Raw genomic sequence first — 26,605 nt, forward strand, 5'->3', positions numbered from 1 at the left:
AATAACCATGAATAAGTTTGTTTTTTTAGTGCTGTATGTTTCTGCTTTGCTATTTCAACCTGCAAATGCACAAGTAATATCCTCAGATGGCATAAACCCTATAGTAACTTTCAAAGATACACCTCAAGAACAAGTGTATGTGCATTATAATTCTTCTCTTTTGTTTACAGGAGAATATCTGTATTATAAAATATATTGTCTAACTGGGGCAAAATTACAATTTAGTAGTTTGAGTACTGTAGCATATGTAGAATTAGTAAGCGAAGACAAAACTGTCGTATTTCGACATAAAATTAAATTAACATCTGGTAAAGGACAGGGAGACTTTTTTATACCTACATCTGTGGCTTCAGGTAACTATAAATTAATAGGTTATACCCAATGGATGCGAAACTCTAAGAGAAATAAGTTTTTTCAATCAGATATTGCAATTATAAACCCATATCAAGGAGACCAAAAAAAGATAACTCGTGCTTATGAAAGCCCAGAAAAACAACTTGGTTTTTTAACTGAAAACAATCAAGTTTCACAATCAGATATTTCATCGAATGAGGGATCTAATGTAATCCGTTTGTTTGTTGATCAAAAGCAATATGGTAAAAGAAAAAAAGTATCACTAAAGATTAATCATAAATCTACTAATTTCTCTAATTCTTATACTTCATTATCAGTACGAAAAATAGATACGATTAATGTTCCTGTACGAACAACGGCAAATGTTTTTACTGCGTCAATCGATAAAATGTCTAACCATAAGGTAGACCTGACTGCAAATAGGGTTTTTTTTCCGGAGCTTAGAGGTTGGTTGTTTTCTGGTAAAATTGTAACAGAAAATCCAAAATTAAGTATGGAAAACAAAAAGGTTATTCTTTCCGTACCAGGGAAATCATACGACCTAAAAATGGCAACGACAAATGATGATGGTTCTTTTTTTATGAATATTGATAAACCTTATGTAGAAAGCGAAGCATTCATACAAGTATTAGGAGATAATGATAAGTTTTCGATTAACATTGATCAGCATGTTCCGATGGATTATAAAGGTCTAAAGTTTGAAAATAATTTCTATATAACTTCAGATATGAAACAGATGATTTTAGATAGAAGTGTATATAATCAGATAAACAATGGTTACTTTAATGCAAAACCTGATACAATCAATCTTCCCAGACCTATTGTACCATTTTATGGAGAGCATTTACAAGCTTATAATTTAGATGACTATACCAGATTTCCAACAGTTAAAGAGACTGTAGTGGAGATTGTAGAAAATGTAAGAACAAAAAAAATAGGCGAAGAAAAATTCATTTTTTTAATTAAGAAAGAGAAGCCGGTTTTTGAAGGCTCAAATTTTTTGCCTCTGGTTATTGTAGATGGTTTAATGATCCAAGACCATACAGATGTAGTAACATATAATGCAAATAATGTAGAAAAAATTAGCTATTCTAGAATCCCTTACTTTATAAGTTCTCAAATTTTTCAGGGAGTCCTGGATATTAAAACGAATACTAGTAATTTTTACGAAAAATATACTAAGAGTTATTTAAAAAAGATAAAGTTATTTACACCAGAACCTAAGAAGAATTACTTTATTCAATCGTATGATGGTGATAGAGAAAAACAATTTAGTCATGTACCTGATTTTAGACAGCAATTACTTTGGTTACCCGATTTAAAGTTAGATAAAGAAGAAACAAATATTAATTTTTATACTTCAGACAATACAGGTTCGTATGAAATATGTTTAGAAGGGTTTAATGAGCAAGGAAAACCAATTTCTGTCAAAAAAGTTTTTCGTGTAGAGTAATGCTATATTTTAATTCATAGTTCAGTTTCATTTTTTGAAACTCGTGATCTTTATGTTTACTTCTTTAAATAAAGATTATGCTAACAAAAGTTTTTGGAAGTGCTGTTTTTGGAGTAGAAGCTACAACAATCACAGTAGAGGTTAATATTGATAAGGGAATAGGATATCACCTTGTCGGTTTACCGGATAGTGCAATTAAAGAAAGTAGTTATCGTATTGCCGCAGCATTACAAAATAATGGTTATAAACTCCCAGGGAAGAAAATTACAATTAATATGGCGCCGGCTGATTTACGAAAAGAAGGATCGGCGTATGATCTTACCCTTGCATTAGGGATTCTTATTGCGAGCTCTCAAATCAAAGGTGAAGATGTTTCAGAATACTTAATCATGGGAGAATTGTCATTAGATGGCAGCTTACAACCTATTAAAGGTGCATTACCAATTGCTGTAAAAGCAAGAGAAGAAGGGTTTAAAGGATTTATTTTACCTAAGCAAAATGCAAAAGAAGCAGGGATAGTAGATAATCTTAAGGTATACGGAATAGAAAACATTAAGGAAGTAATTAATTTTTTTGAAGAAAAAGGTGAATTAAAAGAAACGGTAATAGATACTCGTAAAGAATTTTATGAGGCGTTGGATAATCCAGAATTTGATTTTGCTGATGTAAAAGGTCAGGAAAGCATTAAGAGATGCATGGAAATCGCGGCGGCAGGAGGTCATAACATTATATTGGTGGGTCCTCCTGGAAGTGGAAAAACAATGTTAAGCAAAAGATTACCGAGTATTTTGCCTCCTATGTCATTGCAAGAAGCCTTAGAAACGACAAAAATACATAGTGTCGTTGGCCGTGTAAAAGACAATATTGGGCTTATGGCTCAACGCCCTTTCAGAAGCCCTCATCATACAATATCAAATGTAGCTTTAGTTGGGGGAGGTAGTTACCCACAACCAGGTGAAATTTCTTTATCGCATAACGGGGTTTTGTTTCTTGATGAACTACCAGAATTTAAAAGAGAGGTGTTAGAAGTAATGCGACAACCATTAGAAGATAGGGAAGTTACCATATCAAGAGCAAAATTTACAGTAACTTATCCTTCAAGTTTTATGTTAGTAGCTAGTATGAATCCAAGTCCGGGAGGGTACTTTAATGATCCAAATGCCCCGGTAACTTCTTCTCCAGCAGAAATGCAGCGGTACTTAAGTAAAATTTCAGGGCCATTACTAGACCGAATAGATATACATATTGAGGTTACACCTGTACCTTTTGATAAGTTAAGTGATGAACGTAAAGGAGAATCTAGTGTGATTATTCGAAAAAGAGTGATAATGGCAAGAGATATACAAACAAAGCGTTTTGCTAAATTGGAAAAGACGCATTATAATGCCCAAATGGGAGTAAAGCAGTTGCGAGAATATTGTAAACTGGATAAAGATTCAAAAGAATTTCTAAAAACAGCGATGGAGCGTTTAAACTTATCTGCAAGAGCATATGATCGAATCCTAAAAGTAGCAAGAACTATTGCTGATTTAGATGGGGTGACTTCAATTCAAGGAGATCACATTTCAGAAGCAATTCAATATCGTAGTCTAGATAGAGATGGGTGGTTGGGGTAGATTTTTAACTTTTTTTTAGGAAAAGTTCGTGTTTAATAATCAGTAGCTTAGGTTACTTTTAAATGTTTAATCAAAAAACCAAAATATGAATACTCAAGTTTTCAGAATATTACCTGTAGTAATATTCTTTTTATTTTTAGGGGTTGTCTCGTGCAAAAAAGAGACAGAATCAAAACCTCAAACTGAAGAAGTAGGGAAACTTTCTATCGATTTTGAAAAATATGAACTCGAAAATGGCCTTCAAGTAGTATTGCATCAAGATAAATCTGATCCAATTGTTTCAGTTGCAATTCAATATGGTGTAGGTTCTAATCGAGAGAAAACCGGAAGAACAGGTTTTGCTCATCTATTTGAGCATATGCTGTTTCAAGAATCAGAAAATGTTGCCCAAGATCAATTTTTTAAAAAAATACAAGATGTAGGGGGGACTCTTAATGGGGGTACATGGCAAGATGGAACTATATATTATGAAGTGGTGCCAAAAAATGCAATGGAAACAGTAATGTGGTTAGAATCTGATAGAATGGGCTTTTTAATCAATACAGTTACAGAGAGTGCGTTTAAAAATCAGCAAGAAGTTGTACAAAATGAAAAGAGACAGCGAGTTGATAATAACCCTTATGGTCATACCAATTGGGTAATTGATAAAAATATATTCCCCGAAGGTCATCCGTATAATTGGCAGGTAATAGGAGAATTAGTAGATCTTCAAAATGCTACTGTAGAGGATGTAAAAGAATTTTATGATAAGTATTACGGACCAAATAATGCTACTTTGGTATTAGCAGGGGATTTTGAAACTGATAAGGCCAAAGCAATGATCCAAAAGTATTTTGGAGAGATTAAAAAACGCCAACCAGTAGAGAAGTTAAAAGTGCAAAATGTTACATTATCAGAAACGAAGAGATTTTCTCATGAAGATAATTTTGCGACTACTGCTCAATTAAATATGGTTTGGCCAACCGTAGAACAATATACAGATGATGCCTATGCTCTAGATTTTTTAGGACAATTACTATCCGACGGTAAAAAAGCTGCTCTATATAAAGTTTTAGTTAAAGAAAAAGAATTGACTTCTAAAACTGATGCGTGGAACAGATCTATGGAGATTGCTGGGAAATTTAGGATCAATATAACCGCAAACGAAGGTAAAAACCTTGCAGATGTTGAAGCTGGAGTTTTTGAAGCATTTAGAAAATTCGAAGAAGAAGGTATTACAGATGTTGATATAGAACGAATAAAGGCAGGTTTAGAAACGCAATTTTATAATGGGATTAGTAGTGTATTAGGAAAATCATTTCAACTCGCACAGTATAATGTTTTTGCTGGAGATCCTGGCTTTATTACACAAGACATAGAAAATATTAAAGCGGTTACAAAAGATGATGTTATAAGGGTATATAATAAATATATAAAAGATAAACCTTATGTGGTAACTAGTTTTGTTCCCAAAGGGAAACCTGAGTTGGCTGCTAATGATTCGCAAATAGCTGCAGTAGTAGAAGAAAAAATTAAGGAAAATGTAGAAGAAGCTGTTGCAGAAACTAAAGTAGAAGTTGAAAAAACACCATCAGCTTTTGACCGCTCTGTAGCTCCTGCAGAAGGAGAAGCTCCGAAACTTAATATCCCTAAATCATGGAATGCTTCATTGTCTAACGGCATGAAAGTCTATGGTATCCAACAAAACGAATTACCCTTGGTTAATTTTAGTTTAACAATTCCTGGAGGGCACTTATTGGATTCTTTTGATAAAATAGGGGTTGCAAATCTAATGACCGATATTATGATGGAAGGTACAGCTACAAAAACCCCAGAACAATTAGAAGAAGAAATAGAGCTGCTTGGAGCCTCAATTAATATGTTTACCACAAATGAATCTATTGTGATTAGAGGAAATACCTTAGTACGTAATCTAAGTAAAACTATTGATTTGGTAGAGGAAATATTGTTAGAACCACGATGGGATGAAGAAGAATTTGGTAGAATAAAAACTAAAACCATAAATGGAATTAAAAGATCTGCAGCCGATCCTAATACAGTGGCTAGAAATGTATACAGCAAACTTTTGTATGGTGAAAAGCATATGTTAGCATATCCAACAACTGGTACTGTTGCTTCTGTTGAAGCAATCACTATTGATGATTTAAAACAATTCTATACAAATAACTTTTCTCCATCTATTAGTCGATTTCATATTGTAGGGGATATTGATCAAACTAAAGCACTTGAATCACTTAAAAATTTAGAAAGTAAATGGGCAAGTAAAGAAGTTAAAATACCAACGTATGAAATTGCAACTAAAAGAGATAAGTCATCACTTTATTTTGTTGATATCCCTAATGCTAAGCAATCAGTAATTAATATAGGATACTTATCTATGGCTCGTACAGATAAAGATTACTTTCCAGCTACTGTAATGAATTATAAATTAGGAGGGTCTTTTTCTGGAAACGTGAATTTAATTCTTCGAGAAGAAAAAGGGTATACCTATGGGGCAAGATCAGGATTTAGAGGTAGTGAAATACCAGGTCCTTTTACCGCTTCTTCAAGTGTTCGAACAAATACTACTTTTGAATCTGTTAAGATTTTTAAAGATGAAATAGAAAAATATAAAAGTGGTATTTCAGAAGATGATTTAAAATTTACTAAAAATGCATTGATCAAATCAAATGCGCGTAGGTTTGAAACCCAGAGAGCGCTTTTGGGAATGTTACAAACTGTTAGCCGATATGGTTTTGCTCCTGATTATATTAGCAAAGAAGAAAAAATAATTGAAAGTATGACGCTAGAGCAACATAAGGCGTTAGCAAATAAATACCTTGATGAAACTAAAATGGCATATGTATTAGTTGGAGACGCCGCTACTCAATTTAAGCAATTTAAAAATGCAGGATTTGATGAGGTGTTACTATTAGATAAAGAAGGAAACGAGGTAACGCTTAAAGATGTTAAACCGTAGCTGGTTTATCAAAATGATTTAAAGAAAGAGGCATGAGTTATATTTCATGCCTCTTTTTTGTTGCCCCCGTTTAAACTGCTTCTCGAATAAGAATTTATAAACTATTCAATGTTCTTATTAACAATCCATTTACTTTCCATAAGGAATTCAATATTTTTAGGAACATACATATTCTTAAATTTAAATATTGATTATGAATAGAACAATCTTTCTGATTTCCATACTCGCTTTTTGTAGTTGTAACAAGACGACAAACACCAAAAAAGATCCAGTAAAAGAAGAGGTTGTTAAAGAGGTAAAAGAAAATCCCATTCAAAAGCCTTTGCAGCTTACTCTTAAAGAAGCTAATGCCTTAGCCAGTTTGCCCTTAGCTTGTTTACAAGTAGAGTACCCTAATAAACTTAATCAAACATTAGGGGGTAAAGAAAACCTAGGAGAACCTAAAGAGTTACATCCTACATTTTATGGTTGTTTTGATTGGCACTCTTCGGTTCATGGTCATTGGTCATTGGTAAAACTTTTAAAACGTTTTCCAAACCTTGAAAAAGGTAAAGAAGCAAGAGCCAAATTACTCCAAAATATATCGAAAGCAAATATAGAAATAGAAGTAGCGTATTTTGCGGATAAGCACAATACATCTTTTGAGAGAACATATGGTTGGGCTTGGGTGCTTAAACTAGCAGAAGAACTACATACGTGGGATGATCCTTTGGCAAAGGAGTTAGAAGGTAATATGAAGCCTTTAACCGACCTCATTGTTCAAAAATATATAGACTTCTTACCTAAGCTCAATTATCCCATTAGAGTAGGAGAGCACACCAATACAGCTTTTGGGTTGTCATTTGCTTGGGATTATGCTGTTAGACTAAAAAATGAACAATTAAAGAAAAGTATCGAAACCAGAGCCAGAGCATTTTATAAAAATGATCAAGGTTGTCCAATAGGTTGGGAGCCGAGTGGGTATGATTTCTTATCCCCTTGTTTAGAAGAGATTGATCTAATGAGAAGGGTTCTAAAACAAGAAGAGTTTAATGAATGGATTACTTTATTTATGCCTCAATTAATTGCTAGAGACTTTGATTTAGAAGTAGGAAAAGTATCTGATCGAACAGATGGAAAGCTAGTGCACCTAGATGGTCTAAACTTTAGTAGAGCATGGGTACTGTATGGATTAGCAAAGCAGTATAAAGAATATGATCATCTTTTTTATGTAGCCAATACTCATATATCATATTCTTTACCTAATCTGGTAGGAGATAGTTACGAAGGAGGGCATTGGCTAGGTTCCTTTGCTATTTATGCATTAGATAATACTGCAAAATAAATGAAAAAGTGGTTTTCTAATATCGGACCAGCTACATTGGTCACAGCAGCTTTTATTGGTCCTGGTACCGTTACTGTATGTACATTGGCTGGAGTTAAATTTGGATACACATTACTATGGGCGATGCTGCTTTCTATTATAGCCTGTGTAGTATTACAAGAAATGGCGGCTAGATTAGGGGTGATAACCCAAAATGGACTTAGCGCAGTTCTCAAATCCCAGTTTGAAAACAAATTTGTAAGATCAATACTTATTATCATTATAATATCCGCAATTTTTATTGGTAATGCAGCTTATGAAGCAGGTAACATAAGTGGCGGAGTATTGGGGCTATCTACTATTTTTAAGGATCCGACAATTACATTAGGAGGGCTTTCCTTTAATTATTTAAGTTTGATTATAGGTGTTATAGCGTTTTGTTTATTGTATATAGGGAATTATAAAGTGTTAGAACGCAGTTTAATAGTATTAGTACTGTTTATGAGTTTAGCATTTATAATTACTGCTATAGTCACTAAACCAGATTTATCTCTAATAGCTAAGGGGTTCGTCCCAGACTTTTCATCTGAAAAGTTAATCATGATAATTGGGTTAGTAGGTACAACAGTAGTACCTTATAATCTATTTTTACATGCTTCTTTGGTGAAAGAAAAGTGGCATAGTCCAAAAGAATTACCTTTTGCTCAAAAAGATACTGTTATTGCTGTTGTTCTTGGTGGAATAATGTCTATGGCAATAATCGTTTCTGGTGCTGCAATTCAGAACATAGAAATAAATAGTGCTGCGGATTTGGCGAAAAGTTTAGAACCAGTCTTTGGATCTGCAGCAAAATATGTGCTTTCTACAGGTCTTTTTGCAGCTGGTATTACATCTGCAATTACCGCTCCTTTAGCAGCAGCTTATGTTGTGAAAGGATGTTTGGGGTGGCAAGGTGATATGCGTAGTATGAAGTTTAGATCAGTATGGATGTTTATTCTTTTTTTAGGTGTTGTGTTTTCATCTCTTGGGATAAAATCTATCACCATTATCCAGTTTGCGCAAGTTGCAAATGGACTTCTGTTACCTATTATCGCGGGCTTCCTTTTATGGGTTATGAATAGAAAGAAAATATTAGGAATATATACAAATTCATTGTTCCAAAATATAGTAGGTTTTTTAATTCTTCTTGCTATGGTTTTTTTAGGATTTAGGAGTATTTGGAAAGTGATAATAAACTTGTAAGTTTTTTGTTTTTAATTTGTAGGAAATGAAACGAATAATATTTAATGCAGATGTTGGAGAAGAAGCAGGTTTTGATGCCGAAATAATGCCGTTTATATCATGGTGTAATATCTCATGTGGGAGTCATGCTGGCAGCGATGTCACTATTCAAAAAACTATAAAGCTCGCTATGAAGCATAATGTAAAAATTGGAGCACATCCATCATACCCTGATCGTGAAAATTTCGGAAGAGTAAGTTTAGATATACCATATAACGATTTGATTCAGACAATAACAAGCCAGATTAAAAAAGTGAAATTTTATGTTGAACAAGCAGGAGGTACATTACATCATGTTAAACCTCATGGAGCACTTTATAATGATGTGTTTAAAAATGATGAAAGAGCGCAGGCTGTTTTAGAATCAGTCAAAAGTATTGATAAAAGTTTGTATATTATAACGCAAGAAAATTCTAAATTATCGTATGTTTGTAAAGATCTTTTGGTGGTGAAAAATGAAGTTTTTGCCGATCGTAATTATAATGAAGATTTAACGTTGGTTTCGCGTTCTAATAAAAATGCGGTGCTTAAAAAACCTAAAGAAGTATTTGATCATGTTTCGAAAATGGTTTTGGATAGCAAAATAAAAACTTTAAAAGGAGAGGAGTGTTCTGTTTTTTTTGATACAATATGTGTTCATGGCGATAATCCAAATTCTGTTTCGATTTTAGAGCATCTTTATAAAAAATTTTCTGAATTGAATTTTACTTTTAAATGAATAAAATGAAGTATGATTTACAATATAAAAGATATTCAGAAAGTGCTATTTTAATAGAATGGCCATCGCAGATCGATGAAAATATACTTCAAGACCTCCTTTTGTTCAGGAGAAATATAGAACGTGTTTATGTTAAAGAAATTGTTGAGGTAATTTCAGCATATAACTCGTTATTAATTTATTATAATATAACTATAGAGGATGTTTATAGTAAGATTTTTGATCTAAAAGAGTTGTATTTGTCTATTAATGATGTTTTGATGCAAAAAAATAGACTCTGGAAAATCCCTGTTTGTTATTCTTTGAAACTTGCTCCTGATCTTGGTTCGTTTTTAAAAGCTAAATCCTTGACGATTGATGAGTTAATCGTATTGCACACTACTCCATTATATAGAGTTTATTTTTTGGGATTTCTACCAGGATTTTTTTATTTGGGAGGTTTGAACGAAAAGTTGAATTTACCTAGAAAAACAACACCGGCTTTAAAAGTTGCTAAAGGTTCTGTCGCTATAGGTGGTAATCAAACAGGAGTTTATCCGTCTGATAGTCCTGGTGGGTGGCACGTGATTGGTCGTTCGCCAATTGATTTTTTTAATCTTAAAAAAGGCACTCCTTGTTTTGTGGAGCCCAATGATCTAATTCAGTTTATGTCTGTTAAAGAATCAGAATATAACGATATCAGAACTCAAATTTTTAACGATATGTTTTCTTTAAATCCTATAGAGTTGTAATGGGAAAAGTTGAAATTTTAGAATCAGGTTTTTTTTCTACCATTCAAGATGAAGGTCGTTTAGGATTTTCGAAATTTGGTGTTCCAAGAAGTGGTGCTATGGATAAAACTTCATTTAGGTTGGCAAATGCTCTTCTCGGAAATCAAGAAAATGATGCTTGTATAGAGTGGGTGTTTCAAGCTCCTGTTTTAAAATTTTCTGCCCCCACTAGTATAAGTATTACAGGTGCTTTTACAGAGTGCTTTTTAAATGGTGTTCCCGTAAAAATGTATAGCAGGATATTTGTAAAAAAAGGAGATGTTTTTTCTTTAAATTTTTGTAAGAATAAAAAATATGGATATGTAGGAATAAGAAACGGTTTTCTTTCAGATGTTCGATTAGAAAGTAGGTCTTTTTTTAAATCAATAACATCATCACCTATATTGTCAAAAGATGATGAAATAGCATACCAAAAGGATGAAAAATCTGTAATGTCATTTTCTTCGATTTCTGATGCGTCTTATTTTGACGATCATGATAAATTAATGGTGTATAAAGGAGCCGAATTTGATCAATTAGCAAGTGTTCAAAAGAGAGTGCTTTTAAATTCTGAGTTTACAATATCTGATCAGGCTAATCGTATGGCTATACAATTAATAGAGAAATTAAAAAATACATTACCCTCAATGCTTACTTCTCCTGTTTTGCCAGGTACGTTGCAGTTGACCCCTTCTGGTAAATTAATTGTTTTAATGAGAGATTGCCAAACTACAGGTGGTTATCCAAGGGTATTACAATTAAGTAATAAAGCAATAGATATAATTGCACAAAAAAGAAGAGGAGAAAAGTGCAAGTTCCAGTTAATAGAAGAGTAAAAGATGTATACTGTTGTATCGAAGTGATTTAAACTTTTTTGATTTTAGCGAAAAATGACATTTTTATGGCGAATTAAAAAAGTTTAAACTACTTCATCATATAGGGGGAAATACCCCTTTTGTGTACAGGGGGAAAATACCCTGTGTTAAAATTTTTGGTAATTTTTATATCTCTTTAATATCTTGATAATTAACGCTTATATATTGCGGTTTAACCTTATTTGCTTTTATAAAAGGGTATTGCCATTTGTTTTAAAGAGTACTTTTTGAATATATTAGCAAGAGTTAACCTAAAATAAAGTATAGTTATGGGAAAAAAGATACCTAAAAAGTGTATTAGTGTAGAAGAGGCAAAAGAATTACAAAAGGCTTGGTGCGATACCAGGACACCAGAAATAGATAAATGTTTGGGTTTTGAAGATACTAGAGAATTTCATTGGAGTGTTAAAGAATTAAAACAATATTTAAAATATGTAAAGAAACAATCCAAAAAGCAAGGAATAAAAAACCCAGGAATAAGAGTTTATTTTGGAGCATATCCTAAGGAACAATGTAAAATGGATAGAGGTTATTCAACTGTGTTTTTAGCTCCAACTGGTGCTCCAGTTGGAGAAGGAAAAGATGGAGATGATGCTCCTAATAATTATCTCATACAGCCTTTTAATCACAATAACGGAGGGATGCCTCCAAACGTATTTTAATGGGGACATTTGGTTTAATAATTGTAAGTTTATTAGAGTTATTTGCAGCCATCTTAGGGACATTATATGTAGTAAAATATCGAGAAGATAATCCTTCTCGATATTTTGTGATGTTTTTATGGTTAACTGTTTTGGTGGAAACAATAGGTGTTATTCCTACTGTTGTTTATTCAGTTCCTAGTTTGGATTATTTGAAGGATTCTTTTTGGTCTAAAAAAAACCTTTGGCTATATAACTCTTACTTGATTATTAGTATTATTTTTTATGTTTTTTATATAAAATTAAATTTAAAGTCGGATTTTTTTAGAAAAGTTTTAGTATATTTTATCTTGTTTTATGGAACTACCTCAGTGATTAATTTAATTTTTTCAGATGTTTTTTTTGAGGTTTATTCTTCGTACAGCTTTTTGATAGGATCAATTTTAATATTTCTTTGTATTGGTTTGTATTTCTATGAGATTCTGCAGAGTAATGCAATTCTTAGTTTTGGAAAATTAATTCCATTTTATTTCTCTGTTGGAACATTAGTTTTTCATTTATGCGTTACCCCATTATTTATTTATAGTAAATATCTTAGTAATTCAATAAGTCCAGATTTTGTTAGTATTTATCGGTTAATACTTACTATAGCAAATATTTTTATGTATACTTGTTACTCAATTGGTTTTATAGTATGCTTCAAAAAGAACAAATCTTACTCATAATATATTTTATCGTTATTATTCTTTTTTTTATAATTTTCGGTATTGTGTTTTTTATTGCGTTTCAGCGTAGAAAAAACAAATTAATTTTTGAAAAATTAAAAGCAGAACAACGTTTTGAAGATGAGATATTTAAATCTCGAATAGAGATTCAAGAACAAGCACTTAAAAATGTAAGTTGGGAGTTGCATGATAATATTGGTCAGTTGTTGTCTACCGCAGTGATGCAAATTAATATTCTAGGTACTTCTATAGATAAAAAAACAGCCGATGGACTACAAGATATACGTAGTCTAGTGGGAGATAGTCTTCAAGAGATTCGAAATTTATCTAAAACCTTAAATCATGAGGTTATTGAGAATGTAGGGCTAGAAAAATCTATTAGAGTAGAACTCAAGCGCTTTAAAAAGCTTAACTTTTTAACGCCAACCTTAACCATAAAAGGAGAAGAAGAACATATCGATCCTAAAGATGAGATTATATTGTACCGAATCATACAAGAGTTTTTTTCAAATACTATTAAATATGCAGAGGCATCAAATCTGGATGTCGAATTAGAATATACAGAAGAACATTTACATATAAAGATTCAGGATGACGGGGTTGGTTTTGATATGAATACCGTAGAAGCGAGCTCTGGTTTATTAAATATGAAAAGCCGTGCTGCTCTGCTTAAAGCAAAATATGAATATACTTCTGCTCCCAATAAAGGAGTTTTACTTACCTTGTCCTATCCAATTAAGAATTAAAGTTTGATTAAAAAGGGGTAAATGAAACCGACATAATTAAAATAATTTTTTAGATAGGTAAAAAATAATTATTTTAATTATCAAAGATTCCATGTGACCATTGAAAAAAATAAAAACAACACATGAAAAAAAAGACCATAGTTATTGTTGATGATCATCTTTTATTTGCACAGTCATTAGAAAGTTTGATATCAAAACTTGAAGAATACGAGGTTCTTGCGATTCTAAAAAACGGAAAAGAACTTACTCAGTATTACAAGCATAAACGTAAAGTACCAGATCTTATTCTTTTAGATGTTAAGATGCCAGTTATGGATGGTGTTCAAACAATGCAATGGCTCAAAGAGCATAGATCCGAACAAAAAGTATTAGCGTTAACAATGGAAGATGATGAGGATACTATTATTAAGATGATTCGCGCAGGAGCCAAAGGGTATTTGTTAAAGGATATACATCCTGAGAATTTTGAATTCGCTATGAAAATGGTTATCGAGCAAGGATTTTATTATTCTGGTAAAATAGAGAATGCCTTAAGACATTTTGAAGAAGGAGGCGGTAGTGTAGAATTTCATGAGCGTTTAACAGATAAAGAAAGAGGATTTTTAAAGTTAGCCTGTTCAGAACTTACCTATAAAGATATAGCGGGAGAAATGGGCTTAAGTCCAAAAACGATAGAAAACTATAGAGAAACAGTTTTTAGAAAACTAGAAGTAAAAACCAGAGTCGGACTAGTGATTTATTGTATGAAAAATAAATTATTCAAAGTATAGGGGTTTGTTTTTTAAAACTTTTTTATATTTGGAGTCTTGAATGAGAAATTTAGATAAAAATATCATTAGTGTCATTAGTATTGAGGTGATTATTTCGCCTTGATAAGGGACGTTGATGATTTTAGAGATATCATATAAATCCCTTTGCATAATGTAAAGGGATTTTTTTTGTTACCGTATTTTTAAAATCATTATTACGAAATTCTTATAAAAAATAGGGTTTGGTTATGAATTTTATCGAAAATTAAAATAAGATAAAGAATCTGTTTTTAAAACCGAATTATAAATATGTTTAATTGTGTAATTATTAATGTCATTAGTATTGTGGTGATTAACTCATCATAAAGGAGGGATAATGATGCAATTTAAAATTTATAGATCCCTTCAAGTTTTTGAAGGGATTTTTTTTTGATCTAAAATAATGTTTAATAAAAATTAACAAATAGTGATTGTAAATAAAAAGAGTGTAAGTATCTGTAAATCAATACTAAAAGATGAATGGTGTTATGTTGGATATTGTAAGGAGGTTGAATTATAAATGTCACTTTAGCCACAACAAAATAATTTTATACTGTCGGATTTTATTTAAATGCGAATATGTAGGTGAAATAGTTAAATTATTGAATAATTAATAAAATAAATACATTCAGAAAGAATGAATATAAATAAATATAGTAAACAAGTTACGCAAGATGATACACAGCCTGCAGCACAAGCTATGTTGCATGCAATTGGTCTTACCGAAGAAGATTTTGAAAAGCCTTTGGTTGGTATTGCTAGTACTGGTTATGAAGGTAATCCTTGTAATATGCATCTTAATGATCTTGCCAAATTGGTTAAAAAAGGAACCCTAGAAGAAGATGTAGTGGGTTTAATTTTTAATACTATAGGAGTAAGTGATGGAATTTCAATGGGTACACCCGGAATGCGTTTTTCATTGCCATCAAGAGATGTTATTGCAGATTCTATGGAAACCGTAGTTCAAGCCATGTCTTATGATGGAATGGTGACCGTAGTGGGGTGTGATAAAAATATGCCGGGAGCCTTAATGGCTATGTTGAGATTAAATCGGCCTTCAATATTGGTGTATGGGGGTACAATAGCTTCTGGTTGTCATAATGGAAAAAAACTTGATATAGTTTCAGCTTTTGAAGCATGGGGAGAAAAAGTTGCTGGTACTATGGAAAATAGTGAATATAAATCAGTAATTAAAAAATCAGTTCCTGGAGCCGGAGCTTGTGGTGGGATGTATACTGCCAATACAATGGCTTCTGCAATAGAAGCATTGGGTATGTCATTGCCGTTTAACTCATCAAACCCTGCAATTAGTAAAAATAAAGAAGAAGAGAGTATCGCAGCAGGTAGAGCGATGAGAGTACTTCTGGAAAAAGATATTAAACCTAAAGATATCGTAACAAGAAAATCTTTAGAAAATGCTATACGATTAGTAACTGTTCTTGGCGGTTCTACCAACGCAGTTTTACACTTTTTAGCCATTGCAAGAGCTGCTGATGTAGAGTTTACACTTGCAGATTTTCAAAGAATTAGTGATGAAACACCCTTCTTGGCGGATTTAAAACCAAGTGGTAAATATTTGATGGAAGATGTTCATGAAGTAGGAGGAATCCCTGCGGTATTAAAATATTTATTAGTAAAAGGATTGTTACATGGGGATTGCCAAACAGTCACAGGAAAAACACTAGCAGAAAATTTGTTAGAAGTAGAAGATTTGACAGAAGGTCAAGAAGTCATAAAACCACTAGAAAATCCAATAAAGCAAACTGGTCATCTTAGAATTATGTTTGGTAACCTGGCAGAAGAAGGTTGCGTTGCAAAAATTACTGGTAAAGAAGGATTACGTTTTCAAGGTAAGGCTAAGGTCTTTGAAGGTGAATATGAGGCAAACAAAGGTATTAGAGAAGGACAAGTGCAGAAAGGAGATGTCGTCGTCATTCGATATGAAGGACCCAAAGGAGGTCCTGGTATGCCAGAAATGTTAAAGCCAACAGCTGCCATTATGGGAGCAGGTTTAGGAAAAGATGTGGCTTTGATAACTGATGGAAGATTTTCAGGAGGAACACATGGTTTCGTTGTGGGACATATTACTCCTGAAGCACAAGAAGGAGGATTGATTGGTTTAGTTAAAAATGGAGATATAATTACTATAGATGCAGAAACCAACTCAATAACAGTAGATGTTGATACGAAGGAAATTGAAAAAAGAAAAGCATTATGGGTACAACCAGAACTAAAATTTAGTAAAGGTGTATTGTATAAATATGCGAACACAGTTTCATCTGCATCTAAAGGATGTGTAACAGATGAATTTTAAAAATAAGTTTTCCTTCTAAACTTGATAGATAGAAAAAGAAATCAAAAAAAAGTCTAGACTCATAGTTTTATGAATCTGGCCTCAAATAAAAAAAGCGTATGGAAACACAAACGCAGACAATAAAAAAGGAAACCATAGCAACAACAAAGAAAATGACTGGAGCAGAAGCGGTAATTAGATGTTTGCTAGCAGAAGGAGTAGATTTGATCTATGGATATCCTGGTGGGGCTATTATGCCCGTGTATGATGAGTTATATAAGTTTCAAGATCAATTGCGACATATCTTAACAAGGCACGAACAAGGCGCTACACACGCGGCGCAAGGGTATGCCAGAACTAGTGGTAAAGTAGGGGTAGCAATAGCAACTTCCGGACCTGGAGCTACTAATTTTGTTACAGGTATTGCAGATGCTCAAATTGATTCTACACCAATGGTATGCATCACAGGACAAGTAGGCTCTCATTTACTAGGTACAGATGCTTTTCAAGAAACAGATATTATCGGAATCTCTACACCAATTACCAAATGGAATTGTCAAGTAACGAAAGCTGAAGATATCCCTGAAGTAATTGCCAAAGCTTTTTATATAGCACGCTCAGGTCGTCCAGGTCCTGTGTTAATTGATATTACTAAAGATGCTCAGTTTGGAGAGTTGGATTTTGAATATGAAAAATGTAAAGGAGTCCGAAGTTATAAACCAGTTCCTGAAACAGATCCTAAGAGCCTAGAAGAAGCAGCCGAATTGATAAGAAACGCTAAAAAACCAATGATTGTTTTTGGGCAAGGAGTAATTCTAGGCGAGGCAGAAGAAGAACTCAAGAACTTTATAGAAAAAACAGGTATTCCTGCAGCATGGACAATTTTAGGACTATCTGCACTACCAACGATGCATCCTTTAAATGTGGGAATGGTTGGTATGCATGGTAATTACGGACCAAATAAATTAACTAATGAATGTGATTTATTATTGGCCATAGGAATGCGTTTTGATGATAGAGTAACAGGTAACTTAGAAACCTATGCAAAACAAGCTAAAGTTATCCATTTTGAAATAGATCCTGCAGAAGTAAATAAAAATGTATATGCTGATGTAGCTGTAATGGGAAATGTTAAAAAAACATTATCCAAATTAATGCCTTTAATAGAACCTAATTCCCATGATGCTTGGGTTCAGGAGTTCAAGGATTATGATACTATAGAATACGATAAAGTTATTAAGGAGGAGTTACATCCTACTAAAGATAGTCTTTCTATGGGTGAAGTATTAAGAGGCATTAATGAAGAAACAAAAGGTGATGCTGTAATTGTTTCAGATGTTGGACAGCATCAGATGATTGCATGTCGCTATGCAGAATTTACAAAGACTAAAAGTAATATTACTTCAGGAGGATTAGGTACCATGGGCTTTGCATTACCTGCTGCAATTGGAGCAAAAATGGGTGCGCCAGAAAGAGAAGTAGTAGCTATTATCGGTGATGGAGGTTATCAAATGACAATACAAGAATTAGGTACTATTTTTCAAACTAGAGTGCCAGTGAAAATTGTTGTATTAAACAATGATTTTCTTGGTATGGTGCGTCAGTGGCAACAATTATTTTTTGATAAGAGATATGCTTCCACAGAAATGGTAAACCCTGATTTTGTCACCATTGCAAAAGGTTACCATATCGAAGCTAAAAGAGTAACAAAACGAGAGGATTTACAAGAAGCTATTTCAGAGATGATCGCTTCTAAAGAACCGTACTTTTTAGAGGTATGCGTAGAAAAAGAAAATAATGTTTTTCCTATGATTCCTACAGGTGCATCAGTTTCAGATATAAGATTAAGTTAGTTATGGAAAGAGAGAATTATACGATTTCGGTTTATACCGAAAACAACATAGGATTGCTTAATAGAATATCTGCAATCTTTTTAAAACGTCATATTAATTTGGATAGTATGACTGCATCTCAATCAGAGATTAAAGATGTATTTCGATTTACGATAGCTATAAAGGTTACCGAGGAACAAGTAAAGAAGATAGTCGGGCAAATAGAAAAGCAAATTGAAGTTATTAAAGCTTTCTATCATAGAGAAGAAGAAATCATATATCAAGAAACAGCTTTATTTAAGGTAGAATCAAGATTACTGTTTGAAGAACGTCAGATTCAAAATGTTATAAAAAATAGCAACGCAAATATTGTCACGGTAACACCAGAGTTTTTTGTAATAGAGAAGACAGGAAGAAGAAGAGAAGTAGAAGCGTTATATCATAAATTAGAACCTCATGGATTAATGCAATTTGTGAGATCTGGTAGAATTGCAGTCACTAAAGATAAAATGCATATCTCTAAAATATTAGAAAGCTTTACAGAAGAAGTTGAATAAAATTTAAGGAATACATGCTAATCTCAGTTTTTTTGAATTGAGAGATAATATAAAGACACAACTAAAATCAAAATTAAATCAAGTTTCCAAAAAGGAGACAACAACAAATTAGAACAGAAATGGCAAATTATTTTAATACGCTATCATTAAGAGACCAGTTAACACAATTAGGAAAATGTCGATTCATGAATGCAGATGAATTTTCAGAAGGTGTTGAAGCTCTAAAACAAAAGAAAATTGTAATTGTAGGATGTGGTGCTCAGGGACTTAATCAGGGCTTAAATATGAGAGATTCTGGACTTGATATTTCTTATACGTTACGTGAAGCTGCAATTAAAGAAAAAAGACAATCATATAAAAATGCTATGGATAATGGGTTTACTGTAGGGACTTATGAGGAACTTGTTCCTACTGCAGATATGGTAATTAACCTTACTCCAGACAAACAACATACACAAGTAGTTAATACGGTGATGCCTTTAATGAAAAAAGGAGCAACTTTATCTTACTCTCATGGATTTAATATTGTAGAAGAAGGTATGCAGGTCAGAGATGACTTAACCGTAATTATGGTCGCACCAAAATGCCCAGGATCAGAAGTAAGAGAAGAATATAAAAGAGGATTTGGTGTTCCTACTTTAATAGCGGTGCATCCAGAGAATGATCCTCAAAATCATGGATTTGATCAAGCTAAAGCTTATGCAGTAGCCACAGGAGGGCATAGAGCAGGAGTATTAGAGTCTTCATTTGTAGCAGAAGTAAAATCTGATCTCATGGGAGAACAAACAATTTTATGTGGTTTGTTACAGACAGGATCAATTTTGTGTTTTGATAAAATGATAGAAAAAGGAATTGATGCTGGTTATGCTTCTAGGTTAATACAATACGGTTGGGAGACTATTACCGAAGGATTAAAATATGGAGGAATAACAAATATGATGGATAGATTATCTAATCCTTCAAAAATTAAGGCTTTTGAATTATCTGAAGAGCTAAAAGATATAATGCGCCCCCTGTTTAGAAAACATATGGATGATATTATATCTGGATATTTTTCAAAAACAATGATGGAAGATTGGAGTAATGACGATAAGAACCTTTTGTCATGGAGAGAAGCTACAGGAAATACAGCATTTGAAAAAACGGCTGCAGGTGATGTAGAGATTTTTGAACAAGAATTCTATGATAATGGTGTACTTATGGTTGCATTTGTAAGAGCCGGAGTAGAATTAGCCTTTGAAGCAATGACGGATTCAGGAATTATAGAAGAATCAGCGTATTATGAGTCTTTACATGAGACACCTTTAATCGCGAATACGATTGCACGTAAAAAGTTGTTCGAAATGAATAGAGTTATTTCTGACACAGCTGAGTATGGTTGTTATTTGTTTGATCATGCATGTAAACCATTACTAACTGATTTTATGAAAAATATTGATACCAATGTTATCGGTGAAGCATATGACAAAGGAAAAAATAATGGTGTTGATAATGCAAAATTAATTGAAGTTAATGCTGCATTAAGAAATCACCCAATAGAACGTATCGGTGCAAAGTTAAGAGCATCGATGACGGCAATGAAACCCATAGTTTAACCAACTAAGGTGAATAACCACTAAATTTTGTCTGGTCGGGGTCTGTTAAAGTTTTTGAGATGTGTATTGTGTACCTTTAATGGATCCAGACTAGCAAAATGAAAATGACGTAAGAACAAATGAATGTAGCGACCACCACTTATTTTCCTGAATTAGAAGATATCCAAAAAGCAGCTTCTATGATTAAAGATGTTGCTATGGAAACTCCTCTTATGAATAGTATTAGGTATTCTAGACGATATGATGCCAATATCTTGCTTAAAAGAGAAGATCTTCAACGTGTTAGATCGTATAAGATTAGAGGGGCATTTAATAAAATAAGCTCTCTTAGTAAGGAAGAATTAGAAAGAGGGGTAGTTTGCGCTAGTGCAGGAAATCATGCTCAAGGTGTAGCTTTTGCATGCCATCATTTAGGTATCAAAGGTACTATTTATATGCCTACAGTTACCCCAAAACAAAAGATAGCTCAAACTCAAATGTTCGGTGGTGAGCATGTGAAAATAGTACTTGAAGGAGATACTTTTGATGACTCTTCAAAAGCCGCAATGAAAATTTGCAAATCCGAAGGAAAAACATTTGTACATCCTTTTGAAGATCCTAAAACCATAGAAGGGCAAGGAACAATTGGTCTTGAAATATGTAAACAAACAAATGTTCCTATAGACTATATTTTTGTAGCAATAGGAGGAGGTGGGCTTGCATCAGGCCTATGTGGTGCAATAAAAGCGTTATCGCCAAATACTAAAATTATTGGTATCGAACCAAAAGGAGCACCCTCAATGTTAACATCGATAAGGAATAATGTAAATACAGAAATTTCAAATATAGATAAGTTTATTGATGGAGCTGCGGTTCAAAAGGTTGGAGATCTTAATTTTGAGATTTGTAAAGAACACTTGTCTGATATGTTTACCGTTCCAGAAGGGCTAGTATGTCAAACTATTTTAGACTTATACAATAGAGATGCAATAGTAGTCGAACCGGCAGGTGCACTTACCCTAGCAGCTTTAGAATTTTATAAAGATAAAATCAAAGGTAAAAATGTTGTTTGTATTGTAAGTGGAAGTAATAATGACATTACGCGCACGGCAGAAATAAAAGAAAGGGCTTTACTATATGCAGATTTGAAACATTACTTTATTGTACGATTTCCGCAAAGAGCAGGAGCGTTAAAACAGTTTGTAGGAGAAGTACTAGGACCTAATGACGATATTACCCATTTTGAATACTCTAAGAAATCTAGCAGAGAAAATGGTCCTGCTGTTGTAGGGATAGAGTTAAAGGATAAAAAAGATTTAGAACCTTTGGTTTGTAGAATGAAAGATCTAAATTTCTTTGGTGATTATTTAAATGATAAACCAGATCTTTTTCAGTTTTTGGTTTAATTTTTCTCGAATTTCAAGATACTTACTTAATATATTGATCCATCGTTAACCGTTAATAACGTATGGGTTACTTATGTTCAAAATAGATTTAAATAGTAATTTTTATTAATAAAATGTTAATAATATGCTTTTTATCGATATATTAGCGCATTTAAACGATAAAACTAAATCTATTATGAAAAAATTTTTACTATTTACTGCAATTGCATTATTAAGTATTACTGCTGCAAATGCTCAAGTTAAACTTGGTTTTGGTGTTGGGTATGCCGTTCCTTCAGGAGATGCTGCTGATTTTTTAGATGGAGGTCTTTCTGCTCATTTTGAATTAGGATATGGTGTTACCGAAAGAATTGATATTTCTATATTATACCAAGGAGACTTTTTAGTTGGCGGTGATCTCGATGGTGCTAGTGTAGGTAATTTAGCATTAGGAAGTTATATGCTTAATGGTAGATATTTCTTTACAGATACTAAGTTTAAACCTTATGGTAGTCTTGGTTTAGGTTTGGCTACAGTAGGCTCGGTAGAAGTAGAGATTGCAAATGGAGGCGGTACAGTAGAAGGAGACAGCGAGTCTAATTTTGCACTTCGTCCGGCACTTGGTTTTAAATATGGTATTCTTAATATGAATGCTGCTTACTTAAGTGCGGGTAAAGTAAATGATGCATCTATTTCAGATATTACTTTAAATATAGGATTGTTATTTACTTTTGGTGATAATTAATAAACTACTTTTTGAAAAGTAACTTTATAGAATAAAAAAACATACCCTTATAAAATAATTATAAGGGTATTTTTGACACCGTTAATGTCAACTGTAATCTAATTTAAGTTAGAGTTTTACATAACACACACACTACATAAATTAGTTTTCTTTTTTTAACGTATTTACAATATCTATTGATTTTTTAGTTAATTCAGTAATCATTTTATAATCGAATTCAATTTCATTTTTCTTAACAATTAGTTTGGATCCCATTCCAACACAATGAACACCGGCGTTAAACCAATCAGAAAGGTTTTTTTCATCTGGACTAACTCCACCACTTGGCATTATACTAGACCATGGGCAAGGAGCTTTTATGCTTTTAACATAATTAGGGCCACCAACTTGACTGGCAGGAAATATTTTTACTATTTCGGCGCCTAATTCTTCTGCGTAATTAATTTCTGATAATGTTGCGCACCCCGGAAGCCAGGCTATTTTTCTGCGATTACATACTTTGGCAATTTCAGGGTTCAGAATAGGAGATACTATAAAATTAGCTCCGTTCTGTATAAATAAGGACGCGGTTCCTGGATCTACTATAGATCCAATTCCTAAAATCATTCCAGGAAGATCTTTAGTTACCCATTTACATACTTCAGAAAATATATCCTGAGCATGATCACCTCGGTTTGTAAATTCAAATACTCTTGCGCCTCCGTCATAACACGATTTGATTACGTTCTTTACGATTTCTATGTCAGAATGATAAAACAAGGGAACAATCCCTGTTTCTTTCATTACTTGTGCTACTTCTATTCTTGTATATTGTGCCATTATCTTATTATTCTTCCAGAAAGATTACCTTCTATGATACTAATTACTTCTTGCTCAGTTACTAAATTTGCATCTCCCTCGATGGTGTGTTTAATTGCGCAAGATGCATTAGCAAATTGCAATGCTTTTGTATCGTCGTAATGCAATAAACCATGAATTAATCCTGCGGCATAAGCGTCTCCTGTACCAATCCTATCTATCACATGCGTAATTTCTAGTTCATTTGTTTCCAAAAACTCTAAACCATTCCACATTCTGGCTTGTATTTTATGCCAATTTGCATTTATTGATTTTCTTGTTTTATCAAATACCTTTTGGATATTAGTATGTTTTTTAAGGAGTAATTTACTACCCTTTATGAAATCATCATTTTCATATGAAAATTTGGTACTAAGTAGTTCATTAATTTCATTTGGACCACCAATAAAAATAGTAGATAGTCCAACTAATTCATTTAATATTTTTTTAGCATCTTTTCCGTAGTTCCATAGGTCTTTTCTGTACGCAGGATCTGCAGAAATAGGAATTCCTTTTTGATTGGCAACAGTTAAACCTTCTTTTAGTGCTTGATATGCGTTAAGAGATAGAGCAGGGGTAATCCCAGTCCAATGAAACCATTGACAATCTTTTAAAATTTCTTCCCAGTTTATTTTTTTTGGATCAATATTAGAAAATGCAGAGTGTGCTCTATTATAAGCAATAGTACTAGATCTCATAACTGCTCCTACTTCAAGGAAATATAATCCTAAAGGATGATGAGAATTGTGTATTGCGCTTGTATTAACGCCAAATTTCTGTAAAAAGCTTTTTGCAGCATCTCCTACAAAATCATTAGATACTGCACCTACATGCTGTGTTTGATTTCCGAATTGAGAAAGTGATATAGCAACATTTGCTTCTGTACCTCCAAAGTAGTACTCTAGTTGGTTGGTTTGTTTTAATTTTTTATTTCCCAAAGGAGCTATGCGCATTAAAACTTCTCCAAAGGTTACTACTTTATTCATTGTTGAATTAATTTAAGTTGATATAAATGGAAGCTAAATTTTAACTAGCCTTCCATTTATATCAACGTTGTTTTTTAATAATAAAGATGATTAATAAATGACAAAACAGCCTCTTATTTTATAGTTTTCTTCTTTATTTTTAAATTCCTAAAGCTTGTCCACCACCAATTTGAATAGTTTCAGCAGTTAAAAAAGCAGCATTATCACTAGCTAAGAAAGACACAACAGAAGCTACATCTTCTGGTTGACCTAATCTTCCAAGTAATATATTATTTTTCCACGATGCAAAAACTTCCGGTTTTGTTGACTTGATTTGTTCATGAAATGGAGTATCGATTGTACCAGGTGATACTGCATTTACTCTGATACCATATTCAGCCAAATCTTTTGCTAATGCTCTAGTTATTGCATTTACCGCAGCTTTAGAAGTTCCATAAATTCCGGCTCCAGGGCCTCCTGCTGTCCATCCGGCATTTGACGTATAGTTAATTATAGAAGCATTTTCTCCTTTTTTAAGAAATGGTATAGCAGCTCTTGACGCAAAAAATGTCGAATCAAGGTTTAGAGCCATTACAGATCTATAAAACTCTGTTGTCATACCTTCAAAACGAGATCTACCGCCTAATCCACCTGCATTGTTTACAAGTACATCGATTTTACCATATTTCTCTCCAATTGTATTTATGTTTGAAGTAACAAGATCTTCATTTGTAACGTCAAATCCATAATACTCGCAAGTTATTCCTAGAGCAGTAAGTTCTTCTATTCTTTGAGCTCCTTTTTCATCTTCTATACCATTTAAAATAACAGTATATCCGTCATTGCCTAGTCTTTTTGCAACTTCATAGCCTATTCCTCCGGTGGCCCCAGTTATTAAGGCAACTTTTCCTTTTGATTTCATTTTTTTAAGTTTATGTTTAATTGATTACTTTTCTAATGGTTTTATCTCTTTTATTAAAACAAATATTGATAATGCTGCTAATGGTGCCAATACAGCCAGAATAACAAAAGCTGGAGTATATGACACTGTTGTTATTTTTGGAATTAAATAATTCATAATAACCACAGATATAGCACCGATTGTTCCAGCCAAACCCGCTAGAGAGCCTACTGATTTACTTTTTAAAAGATCACTTGATAGTGTTTGTATATTACTAATAGAAAACTGGAACCCAAATAATACCACAAATACAAAAGACACAAATTTTTCTGGTGTATCTGCAAATAGTATTGCTCCAATTATTGCTACGAATATGATTGCACATCCAATAGCGATTACCTTTTTTCTCGCGCTGTCAACAGTCTTAGATTTCATTAACCTTTGAGCGTACCATCCACCTACAATACTACCGATGGCTGCACCTACATATGGAAACCATGCATAATACCCTATTTCTTTTACATTAAATCCGTATTCTTTATTTAGATAAATAGGCATCCAGAAAACAAATAACCACCATATTGGTTCAATAAAGAATCTTGAAGCTAATACACCCCATACTTCTTTAAACCCAAGTATTTTAGAAAGAGGCAATCCTTTTTGATTTTCGTCTTCTTGATTAAGTTCTGGTTGTCCAGAAGTAATTAATAGTTTCTCTTCTTTTGTTATCCACGGGTGTTTTTTAGGTTGTGCTTTATTGAAAATTAACCAAGGTATAATCCATAAAAATCCTAATACTCCGATAATTATAAATGTCCATCTCCAGCCATAACCTTCAAACAATTCGGCAATTGTTGGAGCGGCTACTATAGAACCGATAGCGGCACCGGCATTAAAAATACCTTGGGCAATAGCTCTCTCCTTAATAGGAAACCATTCTGCGTTGTTTTTAACTGCCCCTGGCCAATTACCAGCTTCAGATACACCTAAAATACCTCGATAAATTCCCAGAGAAACTAATCCTCTAGCAAAGAAGTGAAGTAAAGAAGCTAATGACCAAAAGAAAATCGATAATACAAAACCAATTTTGGTACCTACTTTATCATATATTTTACCCGAAATAAACTTACCTGCAGAATAGGTGATCGTAAATATGTTAATAATCCAAGCGTAATCTTCTTCTGTTAGACCAAGATCTTTTTTCATTTCTGGCCACATTATTCCAAGCGCAGATCTATCTATATAATTTATTATTGTAGCTAAACAGACAAGGCCTATTATCCACCAACGTAATCCTTTTAGTTTCAT

General features: G+C 33.0%; 21 protein-coding genes. 17 read left to right on the forward strand and 4 right to left on the reverse strand.

Going from position 1 to position 26,605, the window contains the following annotated elements; genetic code table 11:
- Nucleotides 1-7 precede the first annotated feature (7 nt).
- The 17 genes from D1816_RS00340 to D1816_RS00425 all read left to right on the forward strand — a co-directional run bounded on the left by D1816_RS00340 (nucleotide 8) and on the right by D1816_RS00425 (nucleotide 22,594).
- On the forward strand, nucleotides 8-1,807 hold the full coding sequence (locus D1816_RS00340) for a hypothetical protein (protein ID WP_118500757.1): 1,800 nt from the start codon (nucleotides 8-10) through the stop codon (nucleotides 1,805-1,807).
- Between the two features lie 77 nt (nucleotides 1,808-1,884).
- Nucleotides 1,885-3,423 carry a YifB family Mg chelatase-like AAA ATPase gene (locus tag D1816_RS00345; RefSeq protein ID WP_118500758.1) on the forward strand — a complete coding sequence of 513 codons (1,539 nt, stop codon included), beginning with the start codon at nucleotides 1,885-1,887 and terminating at the stop codon, nucleotides 3,421-3,423.
- Nucleotides 3,424-3,508: 85 nt separating this feature from the next.
- Nucleotides 3,509-6,382 (forward strand): pitrilysin family protein, encoded by a 2,874-nt coding sequence (locus D1816_RS00350; RefSeq protein ID WP_118500759.1) that lies wholly within the window; start codon nucleotides 3,509-3,511, stop codon nucleotides 6,380-6,382.
- Nucleotides 6,383-6,575: 193 nt separating this feature from the next.
- Entirely contained in the window at nucleotides 6,576-7,706 is a 1,131-nt protein-coding gene (locus D1816_RS00355) for a DUF2891 domain-containing protein (RefSeq protein WP_118500760.1), read from the forward strand.
- The gene (locus D1816_RS00360) at nucleotides 7,707-8,927 is read left to right on the forward strand and encodes an Nramp family divalent metal transporter (protein WP_118500761.1); all 1,221 of its coding nucleotides are present in this window, start codon (nucleotides 7,707-7,709) and stop codon (nucleotides 8,925-8,927) included. It abuts the gene before it with no gap.
- A gap of 25 nt (nucleotides 8,928-8,952) precedes the next feature.
- A complete protein-coding gene (gene pxpA / locus D1816_RS00365; RefSeq protein WP_118500762.1) occupies nucleotides 8,953-9,684 on the forward strand; it encodes a 5-oxoprolinase subunit PxpA in 732 nt (243 codons plus the stop codon).
- Nucleotides 9,685-9,689: 5 nt separating this feature from the next.
- The gene (gene pxpB / locus D1816_RS00370) at nucleotides 9,690-10,415 is read left to right on the forward strand and encodes a 5-oxoprolinase subunit PxpB (RefSeq protein WP_118506178.1); all 726 of its coding nucleotides are present in this window, start codon (nucleotides 9,690-9,692) and stop codon (nucleotides 10,413-10,415) included.
- Entirely contained in the window at nucleotides 10,415-11,269 is an 855-nt protein-coding gene (locus D1816_RS00375) for a biotin-dependent carboxyltransferase family protein (protein ID WP_118500763.1), read from the forward strand. The genes pxpB and D1816_RS00375 overlap by 1 nt, the downstream gene beginning before the upstream one ends.
- Nucleotides 11,270-11,577: 308 nt before the next feature.
- Complete coding sequence (locus D1816_RS00380) at nucleotides 11,578-11,970, forward strand: hypothetical protein (RefSeq protein WP_118500764.1); 393 nt, start codon at nucleotides 11,578-11,580, stop codon at nucleotides 11,968-11,970.
- 748 nt (nucleotides 11,971-12,718) lie between these two features.
- Entirely contained in the window at nucleotides 12,719-13,420 is a 702-nt protein-coding gene (locus tag D1816_RS00390) for a sensor histidine kinase (RefSeq protein ID WP_233565260.1), read from the forward strand.
- Nucleotides 13,421-13,542: 122 nt separating this feature from the next.
- The gene (locus D1816_RS00395; protein WP_066311212.1) at nucleotides 13,543-14,190 is read left to right on the forward strand and encodes a response regulator transcription factor; all 648 of its coding nucleotides are present in this window, start codon (nucleotides 13,543-13,545) and stop codon (nucleotides 14,188-14,190) included.
- Between the two features lie 655 nt (nucleotides 14,191-14,845).
- On the forward strand, nucleotides 14,846-16,522 hold the full coding sequence (gene ilvD / locus D1816_RS00400) for a dihydroxy-acid dehydratase (RefSeq protein ID WP_118500767.1): 1,677 nt from the start codon (nucleotides 14,846-14,848) through the stop codon (nucleotides 16,520-16,522).
- 98 nt (nucleotides 16,523-16,620) lie between these two features.
- The gene (gene ilvB / locus D1816_RS00405) at nucleotides 16,621-18,354 is read left to right on the forward strand and encodes a biosynthetic-type acetolactate synthase large subunit (protein ID WP_118500768.1); all 1,734 of its coding nucleotides are present in this window, start codon (nucleotides 16,621-16,623) and stop codon (nucleotides 18,352-18,354) included.
- Between the two features lie 2 nt (nucleotides 18,355-18,356).
- Entirely contained in the window at nucleotides 18,357-18,890 is a 534-nt protein-coding gene (ilvN, locus tag D1816_RS00410; RefSeq protein ID WP_066311204.1) for an acetolactate synthase small subunit, read from the forward strand.
- 119 nt (nucleotides 18,891-19,009) lie between these two features.
- Nucleotides 19,010-20,485, forward strand: coding sequence for a ketol-acid reductoisomerase (ilvC, locus tag D1816_RS00415; RefSeq protein WP_118500769.1), 1,476 nt, complete (start codon nucleotides 19,010-19,012; stop codon nucleotides 20,483-20,485).
- Between the two features lie 119 nt (nucleotides 20,486-20,604).
- On the forward strand, nucleotides 20,605-21,870 hold the full coding sequence (ilvA, locus tag D1816_RS00420; protein WP_066311200.1) for a threonine ammonia-lyase IlvA: 1,266 nt from the start codon (nucleotides 20,605-20,607) through the stop codon (nucleotides 21,868-21,870).
- 175 nt (nucleotides 21,871-22,045) lie between these two features.
- The gene (locus D1816_RS00425) at nucleotides 22,046-22,594 is read left to right on the forward strand and encodes a porin family protein (RefSeq protein WP_147405061.1); all 549 of its coding nucleotides are present in this window, start codon (nucleotides 22,046-22,048) and stop codon (nucleotides 22,592-22,594) included.
- A gap of 141 nt (nucleotides 22,595-22,735) precedes the next feature.
- Here D1816_RS00425 and D1816_RS00430 read toward each other — a convergent pair whose 3' ends face one another.
- The 4 genes from D1816_RS00430 to D1816_RS00445 form a co-directional block, all read right to left on the reverse strand.
- On the reverse strand, nucleotides 22,736-23,413 hold the full coding sequence (locus D1816_RS00430) for a bifunctional 4-hydroxy-2-oxoglutarate aldolase/2-dehydro-3-deoxy-phosphogluconate aldolase (protein ID WP_118500771.1): 678 nt from the start codon (nucleotides 23,411-23,413) through the stop codon (nucleotides 22,736-22,738).
- Nucleotides 23,413-24,417: a sugar kinase gene (locus tag D1816_RS00435; protein ID WP_118500772.1), complete on the reverse strand. Its 1,005-nt coding sequence runs from the start codon at nucleotides 24,415-24,417 to the stop codon at nucleotides 23,413-23,415. The genes D1816_RS00430 and D1816_RS00435 overlap by 1 nt, the downstream gene beginning before the upstream one ends.
- 139 nt (nucleotides 24,418-24,556) lie before the next feature.
- A complete protein-coding gene (locus D1816_RS00440) occupies nucleotides 24,557-25,318 on the reverse strand; it encodes an SDR family NAD(P)-dependent oxidoreductase (RefSeq protein WP_066311188.1) in 762 nt (253 codons plus the stop codon).
- Between the two features lie 24 nt (nucleotides 25,319-25,342).
- Entirely contained in the window at nucleotides 25,343-26,605 is a 1,263-nt protein-coding gene (locus D1816_RS00445; RefSeq protein ID WP_118500773.1) for an MFS transporter, read from the reverse strand.

It is taken from the genome of Aquimarina sp. AD10 (assembly GCF_003443715.1).
GTDB lineage: Bacteria > Bacteroidota > Bacteroidia > Flavobacteriales > Flavobacteriaceae > Aquimarina > Aquimarina aggregata.